Annotated in this window: 17 protein-coding genes and 1 pseudogene; 7 read left to right on the top strand and 11 right to left on the bottom strand. The window is 53.8% G+C overall.

The annotated features are described in order from the left end of the window. Nucleotides 1-69 precede the first annotated feature (69 nt). The 3 genes and pseudogenes from L5220_RS12880 to L5220_RS12890 form a co-directional block, all read right to left on the bottom strand. Nucleotides 70-516: an RNA-guided endonuclease InsQ/TnpB family protein gene (locus tag L5220_RS12880; RefSeq protein ID WP_499574024.1), complete on the bottom strand. Its 447-nt coding sequence runs from the start codon at nucleotides 514-516 to the stop codon at nucleotides 70-72. After that, nucleotides 506-733: pseudogene (locus L5220_RS12885) on the bottom strand (hypothetical protein); the annotation flags it as partial. The gene L5220_RS12880 and the pseudogene L5220_RS12885, both read right to left, overlap by 11 nt. Nucleotides 734-786: 53 nt before the next feature. Further along, nucleotides 787-1,377 (bottom strand): RNA-guided endonuclease InsQ/TnpB family protein, encoded by a 591-nt coding sequence (locus tag L5220_RS12890; protein ID WP_499574026.1) that lies wholly within the window; start codon nucleotides 1,375-1,377, stop codon nucleotides 787-789. 154 nt (nucleotides 1,378-1,531) lie between these two features. Between L5220_RS12890 and L5220_RS12895 the strand changes: the two genes are divergently transcribed. The 7 genes from L5220_RS12895 to L5220_RS12925 all read left to right on the top strand — a co-directional run bounded on the left by L5220_RS12895 (nucleotide 1,532) and on the right by L5220_RS12925 (nucleotide 9,966). Continuing rightward, entirely contained in the window at nucleotides 1,532-1,735 is a 204-nt protein-coding gene (locus L5220_RS12895; RefSeq protein WP_099797983.1) for a translation initiation factor IF-2, read from the top strand. Between the two features lie 22 nt (nucleotides 1,736-1,757). Further along, nucleotides 1,758-2,249, top strand: coding sequence for a photosystem II cytochrome c-550 (gene psbV, locus L5220_RS12900; protein WP_099797985.1), 492 nt, complete (start codon nucleotides 1,758-1,760; stop codon nucleotides 2,247-2,249). A gap of 27 nt (nucleotides 2,250-2,276) precedes the next feature. Next, nucleotides 2,277-2,795, top strand: coding sequence for a photosystem II cytochrome PsbV2 (gene psbV2, locus L5220_RS12905; RefSeq protein WP_448525683.1), 519 nt, complete (start codon nucleotides 2,277-2,279; stop codon nucleotides 2,793-2,795). A gap of 96 nt (nucleotides 2,796-2,891) precedes the next feature. Further along, nucleotides 2,892-3,218: a cytochrome c6 PetJ gene (gene petJ, locus L5220_RS12910; RefSeq protein WP_499574035.1), complete on the top strand. Its 327-nt coding sequence runs from the start codon at nucleotides 2,892-2,894 to the stop codon at nucleotides 3,216-3,218. Nucleotides 3,219-3,587: 369 nt separating this feature from the next. Then, on the top strand, nucleotides 3,588-8,225 hold the full coding sequence (locus L5220_RS12915) for a glutamate synthase-related protein (protein WP_499574028.1): 4,638 nt from the start codon (nucleotides 3,588-3,590) through the stop codon (nucleotides 8,223-8,225). Nucleotides 8,226-8,323: 98 nt separating this feature from the next. Further along, the gene (gene trpC, locus L5220_RS12920) at nucleotides 8,324-9,256 is read left to right on the top strand and encodes an indole-3-glycerol phosphate synthase TrpC (RefSeq protein ID WP_499574029.1); all 933 of its coding nucleotides are present in this window, start codon (nucleotides 8,324-8,326) and stop codon (nucleotides 9,254-9,256) included. Further along, nucleotides 9,247-9,966, top strand: coding sequence for an HAD family hydrolase (locus L5220_RS12925; RefSeq protein WP_499497977.1), 720 nt, complete (start codon nucleotides 9,247-9,249; stop codon nucleotides 9,964-9,966). The genes trpC and L5220_RS12925 overlap by 10 nt, the downstream gene beginning before the upstream one ends. Here L5220_RS12925 and L5220_RS12930 read toward each other — a convergent pair. The 8 genes from L5220_RS12930 to L5220_RS12965 all read right to left on the bottom strand — a co-directional run. Further along, entirely contained in the window at nucleotides 9,963-11,366 is a 1,404-nt protein-coding gene (locus L5220_RS12930) for an NAD(P)(+) transhydrogenase (Re/Si-specific) subunit beta (protein ID WP_448514698.1), read from the bottom strand. The two genes, L5220_RS12925 and L5220_RS12930, sit on opposite strands and share 4 nt — an antisense overlap. 11 nt (nucleotides 11,367-11,377) lie before the next feature. Then, nucleotides 11,378-11,656, bottom strand: coding sequence for an NAD(P) transhydrogenase subunit alpha part 2 (locus L5220_RS12935; protein ID WP_099797997.1), 279 nt, complete (start codon nucleotides 11,654-11,656; stop codon nucleotides 11,378-11,380). A gap of 45 nt (nucleotides 11,657-11,701) precedes the next feature. Further along, the gene (locus tag L5220_RS12940; protein WP_499574031.1) at nucleotides 11,702-12,856 is read right to left on the bottom strand and encodes a Re/Si-specific NAD(P)(+) transhydrogenase subunit alpha; all 1,155 of its coding nucleotides are present in this window, start codon (nucleotides 12,854-12,856) and stop codon (nucleotides 11,702-11,704) included. A 285-nt stretch (nucleotides 12,857-13,141) separates the two neighbouring features. Beyond that, nucleotides 13,142-13,831: a sulfotransferase family protein gene (locus L5220_RS12945; RefSeq protein WP_099798000.1), complete on the bottom strand. Its 690-nt coding sequence runs from the start codon at nucleotides 13,829-13,831 to the stop codon at nucleotides 13,142-13,144. Between the two features lie 11 nt (nucleotides 13,832-13,842). Next, nucleotides 13,843-14,988, bottom strand: a complete 1,146-nt coding sequence (locus L5220_RS12950; protein ID WP_099798002.1) for a nucleotidyltransferase family protein — start codon at nucleotides 14,986-14,988, stop codon at nucleotides 13,843-13,845. A gap of 78 nt (nucleotides 14,989-15,066) precedes the next feature. After that, complete coding sequence (locus L5220_RS12955) at nucleotides 15,067-15,765, bottom strand: helix-turn-helix domain-containing protein (protein WP_099798004.1); 699 nt, start codon at nucleotides 15,763-15,765, stop codon at nucleotides 15,067-15,069. A gap of 76 nt (nucleotides 15,766-15,841) precedes the next feature. Next, nucleotides 15,842-15,982, bottom strand: a complete 141-nt coding sequence (locus L5220_RS12960) for a diguanylate cyclase (RefSeq protein ID WP_099798006.1) — start codon at nucleotides 15,980-15,982, stop codon at nucleotides 15,842-15,844. Nucleotides 15,983-16,015: 33 nt separating this feature from the next. After that, nucleotides 16,016-16,195, bottom strand: a 180-nt coding sequence (locus tag L5220_RS12965; protein ID WP_499574034.1) for a hypothetical protein, incomplete at its 5' end; no start/stop codon positions are given.

The raw sequence follows: 16,195 nt of genomic DNA on the forward strand, positions 1-16,195 counted from the left end.
TGTACGCCGTGGTTGGCATTTGATCTCATCTGGCTACCGTAGTCAGGTTTTGTTGACATACTCTCCGCTCTAAAGAGCAGGGATTCTTGTTCTTGGTTCTACGAGCGCACTTACCATGTTAGGTTGCCCTTCCATAGCAGCGGTACATCTCTCCCCAAGCGTTCCCTCTTGCGAGGCGGTTCCCTTATGCCCTAAGGTACCGTTTTGCCATTCCATCCCCAAGATGCTTAGCCCCTTTTTCAAGATATTCAGAGCCGCGTTCTGGTCTCTGTCTAACTCAAACCCGCACTTAGGACAACTATGGGTTCTAGTGGCTAGAGTTTTTGGCACCCTATGACCGCAATGAGTACAGTCCTGTGTGGTGTATTGTGGCGGTACTGACACTACTGCCTTATCCCACACCTTCCCGTAGTCGTCCAGCCATTGGGTGAACTGAGACCAACTAGCATCATGGATGGATTTGGCAAGATGATGATTCTTGACTAGGTTCTTCACCTGCACGTCCTCATACACCACGACAAAGCGCTCCGCGCCGCCAACGGCGAACGTTAGATGCCACTACGCACCGAGCAAGCTTGCTTGCCCAGTCTTTACGTTGGCGTTGGACGTTCAGATGTACTTTGCCTAGTTTTTCCCTTTGCTTGTGGTAATTCTTGGATTGAGGCTTGGCTCCTTTATTGAACGTCCTACTTAACCTGCGTTGGTGTTGCTTTAACCTCCGTTCACTACGTCTTAAAAACTTAGGACAATCGACCGTGTTTCCGTTCTGGTCGGTGTAGGAGTGTTTTACCCCACGTCAATCCCGATGACATTCCCTGTGTATTGTCCTTGCTCTTTGCGCTCTACATCCAAGCAGAATTGAGCATAGTACCCATCTGCCCTGCGTACCACTCGCACTCGGTTGATTTTAGAGTTGAGGAGATGCTGTCTTGCCTCTCCATTGCAGCACAAGGCAAATGTACCTGCATTGAAGCCAAAGGACTCCGTCCCGCTTACGCGAACGGTGAAGGTGATGGACAGTCCATCCGCTGATAGCTTCCAACCCGATAGCTTGTACGCTACAGAGCGGCAATGCTTCTTGAATTTGGGATAGCCTTTCGTTGCCCCCTTGTTTTGGCAGTTAGTATAGAACCGAGAGATAGAAGCCCAAGCCCGCTCTGCACGGGCTTGTCTGGCTGCTGAGTTTAACTGTTTAGCAAAATCAAACTCTTGAGCCAAGGTTTTGCAGTGGGCATAGAGGTCATTCCTACCCACACCCTTGTTGTCCATCCAGTACCGTACACACTTGTTGCGCACAAACTGTGCGGTACGGATGGCTTCGTCCAAAGACTGATATTGCTCCTGTGTGCCCTTTAACTTGGCTTCTACGACTCTCATGCTTCCATTTTATCACAGACTCAGCTTGATAAAACAATATGCGCCTTATATCCCCATAGCTAAAGCTAGGGGCTTTACGGCGTTTTTCGGTAAAGAGTCGCCGCAATGGCATGATAATGATACTTGGTCGTTGATCCCACGCGGGGAGTTGGGCATGGGGTTTGTGGATATGGCGATCGCCCAGTTGGCTGCTGACTACGGGGTTTCTGTAGAGGTGGTCTGTGATTGGTGCGATCGCCTTGGTATTCGCTATACCAGCCCGCAGACGCGCTTGCCCCTAGAAGATGCGAAAGCGATCATTCTGGCGTTGACCACCCCCCCTGCCAGCGATCAACGGGACACACCACCGCAATCGTAAGACCTGCTTTATTGGGAGAACTATGTTAAAGAAATGTGTTTGGCTTGCGGTAGCTCTCTGCCTCTGCCTTTGGCCATTTACCACAGGCACCGCCATGGCTGCTGAACTAACCCCAGAGACGCTGACCGTCCCCCTCAACAGTGAAGGGAAAACGGTGACCCTCACCGAAAAGCAATATCAAGAAGGCAAGCGATTATTCCAGTATGCCTGTGCGTCCTGTCATGTGGGAGGTATCACCAAAACCAATCCTAACCTTGATCTGCGCACGGAAACCTTGGCGCTGGCTACCCCCCCTCGGGATACCATTGAGGGGTTGGTGGACTACATGAAAAACCCCACCACCTACGATGGCGAAGAGGAAATTGCCGAGGTGCACCCCAGCCTGCGCAGTGCGGATATTTTCCCCAAAATGCGTAACCTGACGGAGCAAGATCTAGTGGCGATCGCGGGTCATATTCTCGTTGAGCCGAAAATTCTCGGGGATAAATGGGGTGGCGGCAAAATTTATTACTAACCAATAGACAAGGATTTGTCGAAACTCATGCACCTAACTCGTTTTTGGGCACCGCGCCTAGGATTGCTCCTCCTACTTGTTATGGTTTGGTGTTGGGGGGCGATCGCGACTCCAGCCGCTGCCAGTGGGGTTGACAATTACGTCATCCAGTACCTGAAAGCAACTGAGGCCATTGAACTGCCCCTCAATGACCGTGGCGATACTCGTGCCTTTACGCCCGAAGATCTCACCCGCGGTAAGCGCCTCTTTGAGGAAAACTGCAAAAACTGTCATGTGGGTGGCACGACCTTGCCGAATCCCTTGGTGTCCTTGTCCTTAAAGGATCTCAAAGGAGCCGTGCCGCCTCGGGACACCATTGCCAGCTTAGTGGCGTTTCAGCGCCTGCCCATGGCCTACGATGGCAGCGAAGAAAGCTACTGGTGCCGCCAAGTGAGTGAGGATTGGCTCACCACCAATCAGCTAGAGGATTTGGCGGCCTTTATTTTGCGCGCGGCAGCCGTGGCTCCCGGCTGGGGCACTGAAACCTTCGCCGACAGTGCTCCCTGAGTTGGGAACTTTGCTAAACTTGCCTTTGGTGACGTTTACACTCCTCACAGCGATTCTGACGCATTCCATGAAAGGAGAACTCCGTTGAAAAAACTATTGATCAGTGTTTGCGCCTTGGCGATCGCCACGTTTATGGTGCTGACCCCCGCTGCCGTTGCAGCAGATTTGGCAAATGGCGCAAAAGTCTTTAGTGGGAACTGTGCGGCGTGCCACATGGGTGGTGGCAATGTGGTCATGGCCAACAAAACCCTGAAAAAAGAAGCCCTCGAACAATTTGGCATGAACTCTGAAGATGCCATTATTTACCAAGTGCAACACGGCAAAAACGCTATGCCTGCCTTTGCTGGCCGCTTAACGGACGGGCAAATTCAAGACGTGGCCGCCTACGTGCTGGATCAAGCCGCTAAAGGTTGGGCTGGCTAAGGCTATTTGGGCAATAGCGCTCCTGCACTGTAGGAAGCCACACATGGGTGTCACGGGAGAGGGGTCATCCACGCCCAACTCCCGTTCCCTAACTGAGAATTGAGTGACCAACAAAAGGATTTTTCGCAAAATCTTAACAATTCTTGCCTTGACTATTCGTAACCCAGAGAAATCCTTATAATGGTTGAGGCGGGACGTTTGTGTTGTTAGTCTTGTTCCACTAAGCCATTATTACGGAATGCACTGTCGCCTTGGCTCTCCTTCAGCTTTAGAGTCGTGGCGTTTTTCAGTCGCTACAGCTTAGAACTTGAACAGTGGCAACCCTCTGATTTACCGCCTGCTTAAATCAACGTTTCTGTTTTCAGACCCATGCAACAACCCTCCCTTTTTTCCCCAGCCAGCGCTACCACCCTGAATAATGGTTACCATGGACAACCTTGGCTTGTGGAAGAGCGAGATGCCTGTGGCGTTGGCTTTGTCGCCCACCGCAAAGGGATGGCGAGTCACCGAATTGTGGCGCAAGCCCTAGAGGGTCTGATCTGCTTAGAACACCGCGGCGGTTGCAGCGCCGATCGCGACTCTGGGGATGGCGCTGGGATTATGACCGCGATTCCGTGGGAGCTATTACCCGAGTTTGGCATTCCGCGGCAGCGGATTGGGGTAGCCATGATCTTTTTGCCCCAAGGGGCGGCAACGGCAGCGGCAAAAGAAATTGTGGAGCGGGTGCTCAGTCAAAATGAACTGCGGTTGCTCGGCTGGCGCACCGTACCGGTTCACCCTGAAGTTCTGGGTGTACAAGCCAAGCAAAACCAACCTCAAATTGAGCAACTGTTTGTGGCGTCCAGCAGGGTAAGCGGTGACGAGCTAGAGCGGCAGCTATACCTCACCCGTAAGCGTATTGAACGTGCCGTTGCCCAAACCACCGCCGAGTGGCGGCAAGACTTTTACATCTGTTCGTTTTCCACCCGCACCATTGTCTATAAGGGAATGGTGCGCTCAGTGGTGTTAGCTCAGTTTTACGACGACCTGCGCAACCCTAACTACGTCAGCCCGTTTGCCCTGTACCATCGCCGCTTTAGCACCAATACCATGCCGAAGTGGCCTCTGGCACAGCCGATGCGGATGCTGGGTCACAACGGGGAAATTAATACCCTCTTGGGGAATATCAACTGGATGCGGGCACGCCAATCGCAGTTGGCTCATCCCTACTGGCAAGGTGCCTTTGAAGACTTAACCCCAATTGTGAACGCTGACAATAGCGACTCTGCCAATCTGGATAATGTGCTAGAGTTACTGGTGCAATCGGGTCGCCACCCCCTGCACGCCATGATGATGCTGGTGCCGGAGGCTTACCAAAATCAACCGGATCTAGCAGAGCACCCTGAAGTGGTGGACTTTTACGAATACTACAGCGGTATTCAGGAAGCGTGGGATGGGCCTGCGTTGGTAGCGTTTTCCGATGGCAAAATTGTTGGTGCCACCCTTGATCGCAATGGCCTGCGCCCTGCCCGCTACACCTTGACCACCGACGATTTGGTGATTGTTTCTTCGGAAGCGGGCAGTATTCAAATTGCCGAAGACACGGTTCTAGAAAAAGGTCGGCTTGGCCCAGGGCAAATGATTGCCGTGGATCTGGAGCACCAAGAATTACTCACCAACTGGGAAATTAAACAGCGGGTGGCGCAGCAGCAGCCCTACGGCGAATGGCTGAAAACCTATCGCCAAGAACTGGTGCCCCAAGCCTACTGGGAAGCGCCGCAACTCGACAGCACCACCTGCTTGCAACAGCAGACCGCCTTTGGCTTTAGTGCCGAAGATGTGGAGATGGTAATCGAGGCCATGGCCAAGGATGGCAAGGAGCCGACGTTTTGTATGGGGGATGATATTCCCTTGGCGGTGCTTTCGTCGCAGCCCCATCTCCTTTACGACTACTTCAAGCAGCGCTTTGCCCAAGTCACGAATCCGCCCATTGACCCATTGCGGGAGAAACTGGTGATGTCCCTTGTGACGCGCTTGGGAGCGCGGGGGAATCTTTTGGTAGAGTCTCCAGAGGATGCACGGCTGCTACAACTGAATTCGCCCATTATTAACGAGGCGGAACTCGCAGAGATTCTCAAGGCTCCTTTTGGCACTGTGCGGCTTTCGACGCAATTTGCCATTGATCAAGGCCCAAGTGGGCTGGAAGTGGCGGTGAAGCGCCTCTGTGAGCAGGCGGCTGCCGCGGTTCAGGCTGGCTCTGCCATTTTAGTTCTCAGCGATCGCCACAATGGGGCGGGTGAGTTACAGATGATTGCTGCGGACACTTCCTATATTCCGCCGTTATTAGCGGTAGGGGCGGTACACCATCACCTCATTGCCCAAGGCATTCGTCGGCGGGTCTCATTGGTAGTGGAAACAGCCCAGTGCTGGAGTACGCATCACTTTGCCTGTCTCATTGGCTATGGTGCCGGTGCTGTGTGCCCTTACCTCACGTGGGAGACCATCCGCCAGTGGTGGCACAGCGATCGCACCCAAAACCTGATGGCTAAAGGCAAGCTGGCCAGTATTGATTTGCAAACCGCCCAAGCCAACTACCGCAAAGCCATTGAAGAGGGACTGCTGAAAATTCTTTCCAAAATGGGAATTTCCTTAATTGCCAGCTATCGCGGTGCCCAAATTTTTGAGGCCATTGGCATTGGGGATGATCTGCTCAACACGGCTTTTATTGGCACCACCTCTCGGGTGGGCGGCTTAACCCTGCGGGATTTAGCCCAGGAAACGATTACCTTCCACCACAAAGCCTTCCCGGAACTGACGAGCAAGAAGCTGGAAAACTTTGGCTTTGTGCAGTTCCGTCCGGGGGGGGAGTACCACATGAACAACCCGGAAATGGCCAAAGCCCTGCATAAGGCGGTGACGGCCAATCGCTATGACCACTACGAGACGTATCGGCAGCAGTTGACGGGTCGCCCCCCTACGGCTCTGCGGGATTTGTTGGAGTTCCGCAGCGATCGCCCCAGTATTCCCTTAGAGCACGTCGAGCCTGCCAGCGAAATTGTCAAACGCTTCTGCACTGGCGGGATGTCCTTGGGGGCACTCTCACGGGAAGCTCACGAGGTGCTAGCGATCGCCATGAATCGCCTTGGTGGCAAATCCAACTCCGGTGAAGGGGGCGAAGACCCAGTGCGGTTCCAAGTGCTCAACGATGTGGATGCTGAAGGGCGATCGCCCCAGTTGCCGCACCTGCGAGGGTTGCGGAACGGTGACACCGCTAGTTCTGCCATTAAACAGGTGGCCTCCGGGCGCTTTGGGGTAACCCCCGAATACCTGACCCATGCCCAACAAATTGAAATTAAAATTGCCCAAGGTGCAAAACCTGGTGAAGGCGGTCAACTGCCGGGCACAAAAGTCAGCCCCTACATTGCGATGCTGCGGCGATCGAAGCCTGGGGTCTCCCTGATTTCGCCACCGCCGCACCACGACATTTACTCCATCGAGGACTTGGCGCAACTGATCTTTGATCTGCACCAGATTAATCCCCAAGCTCAGGTCTCGGTGAAGCTCGTGGCGGAAATTGGCATTGGTACCATTGCGGCGGGCGTGGCCAAAGCTAATGCCGATGTGATTCAAATTTCTGGTCACGATGGCGGCACGGGTGCGTCTCCCTTGAGTTCCATTAAGCACGCCGGCAGTCCGTGGGAACTGGGGTTAACGGAAGTTCACCGTGTTCTTTTAGACAATCAACTGCGCGATCGCGTTGTCCTGCGGGTTGATGGCGGCCTCAAGTGTGGCTGGGACGTGGTGATGGGGGCGCTGATGGGAGCCGAAGAATTTGGGTTTGGCTCAGTGGCCATGATTGCCGAGGGCTGTATTATGGCGCGTATTTGCCACACCAATAACTGCCCGGTAGGCGTTGCCACCCAAAAAGACGAACTGCGCAAACGTTTCCCCGGTATGCCTGAGCACGTGGTTAACTTCTTCCTGTTTATTGCCGAAGAGGTGCGCTCAATCTTAGCAAAGCTTGGTTACCGGTCGTTGCAAGATGTGGTAGGGCGTGCGGATCTGCTGAGTCCTCGCCAAGATATTCAGTTGGCCAAAACCGCTGCCCTCAACCTCAACTGTTTGACTAAGTTGCCGGATACCCGCAGCGATCGCCGCTGGCTACAGCACGAAACCGTTCATAGTAATGGCGCAGTGCTTGACGATGAGATTTTGGCGCGACCCGAAGTGCAAACCGCCATTGCCAAGCAGCAGACGGTCGAACTAGAGTTACCCATTGTCAACACCGATCGCACGGTAGGGGCGCGCATTGCCGGTGCGATTGCCAAGCAGTATGGCAACACTGGCTTTGAAGGGCAAATCACCCTCAACTTCTACGGGAGTGCTGGTCAGAGCTTTGGTGCCTTTAACCTACCGGGGATGATCCTGCGGCTAACTGGCGAAGCCAACGACTACGTGGGCAAGGGAATGCACGGTGGCGAACTCATCATTAAACCCAAGCCGAACGCCCCCTACACCGCTGCTGAGAACGTCATTATCGGCAATACCTGTCTCTACGGTGCCACGGGCGGGGTACTCTTTGCCAATGGCCGTGCTGGCGAGCGCTTTGCAGTACGTAACTCGAAGGCGCAAGCCGTGGTTGAAGGAACCGGCGATCATTGCTGCGAGTATATGACAGGCGGTGTCATCGTGGTGCTCGGCACGACAGGGCGTAACGTTGGGGCGGGGATGACCGGTGGCTTAGCCTATATTCTTGATGAGGCAGGCACCTTCCCCGCTAAAGTTAATCCCGAAATTGTCAAGCTCCAGCGGGTCACCTCCGCCATTGGTGCAGCGCAACTGCGGCAACTCATTACGGCGCATCGCGATCGCACGGGCAGCGCCAAGGCCGCTATGATTCTGGAGGAGTGGGAGCGTTACTTGCCGCTCTTTTGGCAAGTCGTTCCGCCCTCGGAGGCCAACAGCCCCGAAGTGGTGGGTGAGGTTGCCATTGATACGGGGGGTAAGGTGCTAAGTCCACTCTCGTGATTGTTGAGTGAAAACTGCCGTCAGCGTGATCCCCAAATACTGCATTCTGTTCTATCCTATGGTCAATGACTGAATGCGGAACTGCTACGAGAGACCCTATGCACATTCGCCGCCGTCCCCCCAATCCTGCCGTGACGGTTCATACCCTCCATTATCAAGTTCCTGTGGTGGACGGGGAACCCCGCCATATTCTGGAAAAAATTGTTTGGCACAAAGAGCAGGAGGTTGAGCAACTGCGCGACAGCCTCCCGCTAGCAGAGTTACAACGCCAAGTGCTGAATGCGCCGCCAGTGCGGTCGTTTATTGATGCGCTGCGATCGCCAGTGACCCGGCCTGCCCTCATTGCCGAAGTGAAGAAGGCCTCCCCCAGTAAAGGGGTGATCCGTGCCAACTTTAATCCGGTGGCGATCGCCCACGCCTACGCGGCTGCCGGTGCCACCTGTATCTCTGTACTAACAGACAGCGAGTTTTTCCAAGGGAGTTTTGAGTATCTCGAGCAGATTCGATCCGCCGTTGAGCTACCGCTATTGTGCAAAGACTTTATCATCTACCCCTACCAGATGTTTCTGGCGCGGTTACGGGGTGCTGACGCAGTACTGCTGATTGCGGCCATCCTTTGCGATCGCGATTTAGACTATTTTCTGCGCATTGCTAACAGCCTGGGAATGACTGCCCTCGTTGAAGTGCACACGGCCAGTGAAATGGAGCGAGTCTTGACCCTTGAGGGAGTGCAGCTTGTGGGCATTAATAACCGTAATCTTGAGGACTTTAGTGTGAATTTGGCGACTACAGAGGCACTCTTGGCAACCTATGGCGGACAACTGCGCGATCGCGGGATTGTGGTGGTCAGCGAGTCAGGCATCCACAAGCAGGCTCACGTTGAGCGGGTGGCAGCCGCTGGTGCCCAAGCCGTGTTAGTCGGAGAATCCTTAATGCGGCAGACTGCAGACACTGCCCACCTCAGTGACGAAGCGCAGATCCAGCAGCGCATTCAGCAGTTATTCCCTGAACTTGTACAGGTATGCCCCTAAAGGCCATTCTCTTCGACTTTAACGGCGTCATCTTGGACGACGAGCCGATTCATGCCGCCCTTATTGATGAGATTCTCCTTCAGGAAAACCTGCGCCCCCAGCGGGGGGAGTACGACCAGTTTTGTCTTGGCCGCAGCGATCGCGCCTGCCTTGATAACCTGCTGAGTCGGCGCGGTCGTGTCATCACGGCTGACTATTTAGAGACCCTGATTCGCAAAAAAGCAGTCGCCTACCAGCAATGGTTCACTAACAGTGATCCGTTGCCGTTCTTCGCCGGTGCCCTGCCATTATTGCAACACCTGCGGGGATCAGGCCTAAAAATTGCCATTGTGACGGGAGCGCTGCGATCAGAGGTCACCTTGGCCTTAGCACGCGCAGAGATGACATCCGCCGTTGACTGTATCGTCAGTGCTGAAGAGGTGGATCGCGGCAAACCCTATCCTGACCCCTATCAGCGGGCACTAGAGCGCTTACAGCAGCAGTTTCCAGAACTGGCTCTGGCGGCTAGCGACTGCTTAGCCATTGAAGATACGTTTGCAGGCATTGAGTCGGCAAAAGCAGCAGGCATACGGGTGATGGGCGTTGCCCACACATACCCCTTTCATATGCTGCAACGCCGCTGCCACTGGGTTCTGGATCGCCTCGATCAGTTTGAGCTAGAACAGGTTGCGGCAGTCTTTAGCCGCACTGCCGCAGTCAGTTGTCGCTAGAGCTGTTTCACCTCAGTAATCAGCTTATTCAGCACATCTTTGGCACTGCCAAACATCATCAGGGTTTTATCTTTGTAGAACAAGTCATTGTCAATACCGGCAAAACCAGGGCTGAGACTACGCTTAATCACGATGGTGTGCCGCGCCCGATCCACATCCAGAATCGGCATTCCATACACCGGACTGCCGGGGTTGGTGCGGGCTGCCGGATTGACCACATCATTGGCTCCAATGACTAAGGCAACATCCACATTCTCAAATTCGGGGTTGATGTCCTCCATGTCCTTGAGTTGCGGATAGGGCACATTTGCCTCTGCCAACAGGACGTTCATGTGCCCGGGCATCCGTCCGGCCACGGGATGAATGGCATACTTGACCTCTACCCCTAGCCGCTCCAGTTGATCCGCCAATTCCTTAACACTGTGCTGCGCTTGGGCAACTGCCATCCCATAGCCCGGTACAATCACCACCGACTTGGCATAGCCCAGCATCATGGCGCTTTCTTCCGAGTCAATGGTGCGAACCGTCTTGGGAGTAGCTGCACTGGTGACGCCACTCGCTGCTTTAGCACCGCCGCCGCCAAAGCCACTAAAGAGCACATTGGCCAAGGAGCGATTCATGGCCTTGCACATGATCTGGGTCAGAATTAAGCCGGAGGCACCAACAAGGGCACCGGCAATAATCAGCATACTGTTGCCAACAATAAACCCTGCTGCACTTGCCGCTAAACCAGAGAGGGAGTTCAACAGCGAAATTACAACGGGCATATCGGCACCGCCAATGGGGATGACAAAAAGAACCCCCAAGACACCGGCGATCGCCACCAAGCTCCAAAATAGACCCATCTGGGACGGATCCAGCCAGATGAGAACACTGGTGGCCAAAAACGCAACCAGTAAGCCAAGATTAATACCCTGCTGCATAGGGAAGATCACAGGCGTTCCGGAAATGAGTCCCTGCAACTTGCCAAAGGCCACTAAGCTGCCGGTCAGGGTAACCCCGCCAATGAGCACCCCTAAAATAATCGTCACAAGGGTACTCAGGGGGAGCGGCTCGCCAACGGCCACAATGCGGCAAAATTCGCCAATCCCCACCAAGGCTGAGGCTGCACCGCCCAAACCGTTGAGCAGCCCGACCATCTGCGGCATAGCGGTCATCTCCACCTTGTAGGCGGCCACTGCCCCAATGATGCTCCCCAAACCAATCGCGGCCAAAATGCCCGTATAGCTAATAATTTGCCGATCTAAAAGGGTCACAACAATGGCTAGGAGCATTCCCAAAGCAGCAAGGCGATTCCCTTGGCGGGCGGTTGCGGGTGACCCTAATTGTTTGAGGCCAACAATAAATAGGGCGGCTGCCCCCAAATAGCTTAAGTCTTCAATCCGTGTTAACCAATCCATGGCACTCTGCCTCACCGCTTAAACATTTGCAACATCCGGTCGGTGACTAAAAAGCCGCCCACCACATTGACGGTGGCTAAGACCGTCGCAATAAAGCCAAGGACAACCGTCAGGGTAGTGTGACCGCTCCCCGCCATCAGCAGTGCACCAATGACGGCAATTCCAGAAATGGCGTTTGACCCGGACATCAAGGGGGTGTGGAGGGTAGGGGGCACCTTATTAATGACCTCAAAGCCAACAAAACTGGCCAAGACAAAAATTATCAGACCGACAATAATTGGATCTGTCATAGAACAACACCTCTAAAGGGCAGCACGATTGTCTGTAAAACTTCCTTAAACACTGACTGCCAAAGTGTCCGCAGGGTGTAAAAGTTGCAGTACCCGTGGGTTGCGCACTTGACCTTCGTGGGTAATGCAGGCTGCATCAATAATGTCATCGCCAAAATTCAACTGCAATTCTTGGTTCGGGCTGAGGTACTTCAGAAGGGTCGAAATATTTTTGGCGTACATTTGGCTGGCGTGAATGGCCATGGAGGACGGCAGGTTAATAGCGCCAATGATCGTTACCCGCTGATGGCAGATAGAGCGCCCCGGCTCGGTGCACGCGCAGTTGCCCCCGTGCTCAGCCGCCAGATCTACAATGACTGAACCGGGTTTCATGCTAGCCACCATCCGCTCGGTCACTAAAAGGGGGGCGGGCTTGCCGGGAATTTGCGCCGTGGTAATTACGACATCGGCGCTGTGGACGTGAGCAGCGATCGCCTCTTGAGTTTTGTGCTTGGCACTCTCCGAGACGTCCTTGGCATAGCCACCCGCGGCAACGGTGTCTTCTTCGAGGCTGACCTCCACAAACTTTGCTCCTAGGCTTTGCACCTCTTCCTTGACCGCAGGCCGAATATCAAAGGCTTCGACCACCGCCCCTAAGCGACGGGCAGTGGCGATCGCCTGCAAACCAGCCACTCCAGCCCCGATCACGAACACTTTGGCCGGGGCAATCGTGCCTGCGGCAGTCGTGAGCATAGGGAAAAACCGCGGCAGATTTGAGGCAGCCAATAGAACCGCAGCATAGCCCGCGATCGCCGCTTGGGACGAAAGGGCATCCATACTCTGGGCACGGCTACTGCGGGGAATACACTCAAGGGCAAAGGCAGTAATATGGCGTTCTGCAAGGTGCTGCATCTGCCATGGGTTCCCCAAAGGGTTCAGAAAACTAATGAGGGTTGTGCCCGGGCGAATCCACTCCACTTCCCGATCGCGCAGGGGAGAGACCTTTAGCAAAACATCAACCCCGCCCCACACGTCTTCGATTGAGGGATAGATGTCTGCACCCGCTGCCCGATAGTCATCATCGCTGAAGTGAGCCATATCGCCCGCTCCCGCTTCCACACAGATGCGATACCCCTGCTGTACCAGCTTGGCTACGACATCGGGAATGAGGGCGACCCGCTGCTCTCCCACTTCGCGTTCCTTAACGACCCCAACTTTCATAGGCATTCTTAGGTAGATTTTGCGTCATCCACAGAGGCAATCTTCGGCGCCCTGCCATACTGTGATGGAAAAAGCAGTCTAGCCGGCACGCCTAGCATCTGACAAACATCATTCGCTCGTCATTTGCTGCCCTGTACTGATTCTCAACCTACTGCGATCGCCCCTAGGGATGCTAGGAAATGTCAGCGGTTCGTAGGAGTTCTCCACAAGTCTTATGATCCCCGCCGCCTCTTGTAACAATTGTTGACATCAATCATCAGTCGTCGTAAGTATTTTCACTTAGCTCTAGATTGCTTCCCAGTGGTAGCCAAACTGGGCGATCTCGTTGGCACAAACCGCTTCAATCCGCTGCCGCGCCGCCGCATTTAAGACCCGACTATAGTGATCGCGATTTTTACGATACCCAGCCTTAGCTCGCGGCAAGTTCAATGGCCGTGGCAAACCAAGTTTCTCTTGGATAATGGCCAAATCCTCATTTAGGCGTTCGTAGCGCCCCACAAAGTCCACCGCAATCTGATCCGCAATGGTGTAAATCCCCCAGTTAGACAATAAGTCCGGTTGGACACTTTGCAGATACTCATCGATGGGAGGGCGCGGTTCGTTGGTGTTCCAGTAATAGCGACTGATGGCCTTATCAAAGGGGTTGCGCTCAAAACAAAACGTAAAGTACGTTTGCCAGATCTCTGAGCCAACCACCCGCTGAACGTGCTTTGCAGGGTCATGATTACTCAGGAGTCGCTTTGGCCCACGGTAAAACAAGGCCAGCCAATCTGAGGGAGTATAGTCTGACACGGGAGCGCGATAGTTACGAGGCCCCACGTAGCCTAATTGGCGACGAATCCGCTCATCCTGCCAGCGAATGGGCGTGATGGTGTCCGTGGCCGTACAAAACTGCGAGAGGGCAATTTCTAGGCTCGTTCCCGCTGTTTTGCGAGTTTTTAGGAAAATGAACTTGTAGGTGTGGTTAATAATCAATTCCCACCCCGCTAGGAGACAACTTCTTTGAGATTTAGGGGGCTAGGCAAAATCTCGGTTTGCCGAGAGTCCGTGATTAACCAATCGAGGGCGGCAGCTTTGAGGTCAATGGTGGTTCCCGTTTTATCCACACAGTAGCGACCAAAAACGAGCTTATCCACTAGGCGGACATCCGAACCGAGGCGAGAGTACTCAAAGATGACACAGTTATCCACCACGGCACCACCACAAACGTGGCAATTCGGCCCAATCATCGTTGGCCCAATGATCGTCGCGCCATCCTCTATTTTCGTCATGCCGCCAATATAGACCGGTCCTTGAATCGTTACCCTATCCCAGTTAACCGCTACATTCAAGCCCGTATAAATTCCGGGAAAGCGTTCGTGTCCGGGAATAGACACATTGGTAATTGTACCGTTGAGCACACTGCGCACCGCTTGCCAATAGTCGGGAACCTTACCAATATCAATCCACTCAAAGTCCATCGCCAAGCCATAGAAGGGTGCCCCCATGGCTACCAGTTTGGGAAATAGTTGACTGCCGATGTCAAACTCTTGATTCGAGGGCACGTAGTCTAGCACTTCAGGTTCAAAGATATAGATTCCTGTATTGATGGTGTTGCTCAGTGCCTCTTCAATACGGGGTTTTTCCTGAAAGGCCGTGATGCGATCGCTCTCGTCGGTTACGACAACACCATAGCTGGAGACATCATCCTGGGGAACTGTTTTCATAATGACGGTGGCGATCGCCCCTTTCTGGCGGTGCCACTGCACGGCTGCCGTCAAATCTAGGTCAATGAGGGCATCACCGCACAACACAATAAACGTATCGTCAAAGAACGGGTTAAAATCCTGAATCCGTTTGATACCACCCGCCGAGCCAAGCGCCTTCCCCACTAGCTCACCATCTTGAATGTACCCCTCAAACGAGTAGGCAATATCAACACCAAAGCGCTGCCCATCCTGAAAGTAGTTTTCAATTTCGTGGGCCAGATGGCTGACGTTCACCATAATCTCGGTAAAACCGTGCTTGCGCAGCAGCTCCACCAAAAACTCCATCACGGGTTTCTGCAAAATTGGGATCATTGGCTTCGGAATCGTGTAGGTAATCGGGCGTACCCGGGTGCCTTTTCCGGCGGCCAAGATCATTGCTTTCATACTGTACTTACCCAGCTCCTAACTCCCACCAAGGAGACCTCCAAGGGGCATCCCTGACATCGCATACTTGCCCCTAGCTTATTCTAGATCCAGCGCATACACACGCCCATGATATAACACGCGGGTAATTCCCTTTGCCTGGAGGTAGCCAGTAACCTTGCGCAGCATTTCGCCATCAGGCACTTTGACCACTGTTTTGCGCCATTGCACATCGCTAGCTTTGAAGAGTCGTTGGTTTTGCTGTGAGTAGCGCAGCGCCACCGGACGACTATCGAAAATCGGCAGGGTGCTTTGCTGAGCCTCTTCACTAGAGAGAGGGCCTAGGCCACGAAACGCCTCTAGGGGACGGGTCAGTAGTTCAGCCCGGCGATCCACTACCACGTAGCACGGGCGCGGTAGGGTGGCAGCCGCTAAAGGCATGACCTCCAAGGACTCCACCGCCTCAATCTCTGGTACATCCGGCAGAACTGGTTCAATCCCTAGTTCGTCCTCATCCAGTTCGTCTTCGTCGCTATCGTCGTAGTCATCTTCATCTAGGGCAAGGCTTTCCCCCTCAAGCTCTTCCTCGTCGGTGCTGTCTGCCTCGGGGGGCAAGGGAGCCGCTGCCAGACTCAGAAGCGGCAGAGCTGGCGACTCGGTTTCCATTTGCTTAACAATGCGACGAATGGTATTTTCGCTAACGCCAAATTCAGTCGCTAAGTCTTTGACCGTTAGCCCTTGGCTGTACTGCTGGAAAACACGCTGGCGTTCGGTTTCGCTGAGTCGCTTATAGGTCATGGATGGCGGAGTGGGGATGAGAGGGTACTGCAATCAAGATCTATTATGATCCTTGATTGGCCGAAAACAAGGGGCTTTACGGTGTTCTTCGGTAAAATGGCAATTCGTCACCGCCATAGCGCGCCACTAAATCTGCTGAACGTTTAATGGTTTTGGCGATCAGAACCAAGCAATCATCGCCGGCAAGATGCCCATAACAGTCATCAAGGTTTGGCAAATATCAGTGCTGAAGTGAAACCGCTGGAGAAATTTATAGAAAATGGAGGGCACGGGAACCAGATAAACCCCCTTCCTTCAGGTCGGGGATACAGAATGGTTCCCGCGCCGCTGCAAAGCGGCAGAGTTGATCAACCCTGGCACTCCTCGATATAGCGCTTAACGGTTTGAGCCGACACATTGCCACAGGTTCCCCAATAAAGATCGGAAGAGC

This window comes from Synechococcus sp. PCC 6716, from assembly GCF_022570815.1.
Lineage (GTDB): Bacteria > Cyanobacteriota > Cyanobacteriia > Thermosynechococcales > Thermosynechococcaceae > Thermosynechococcus > Thermosynechococcus lividus.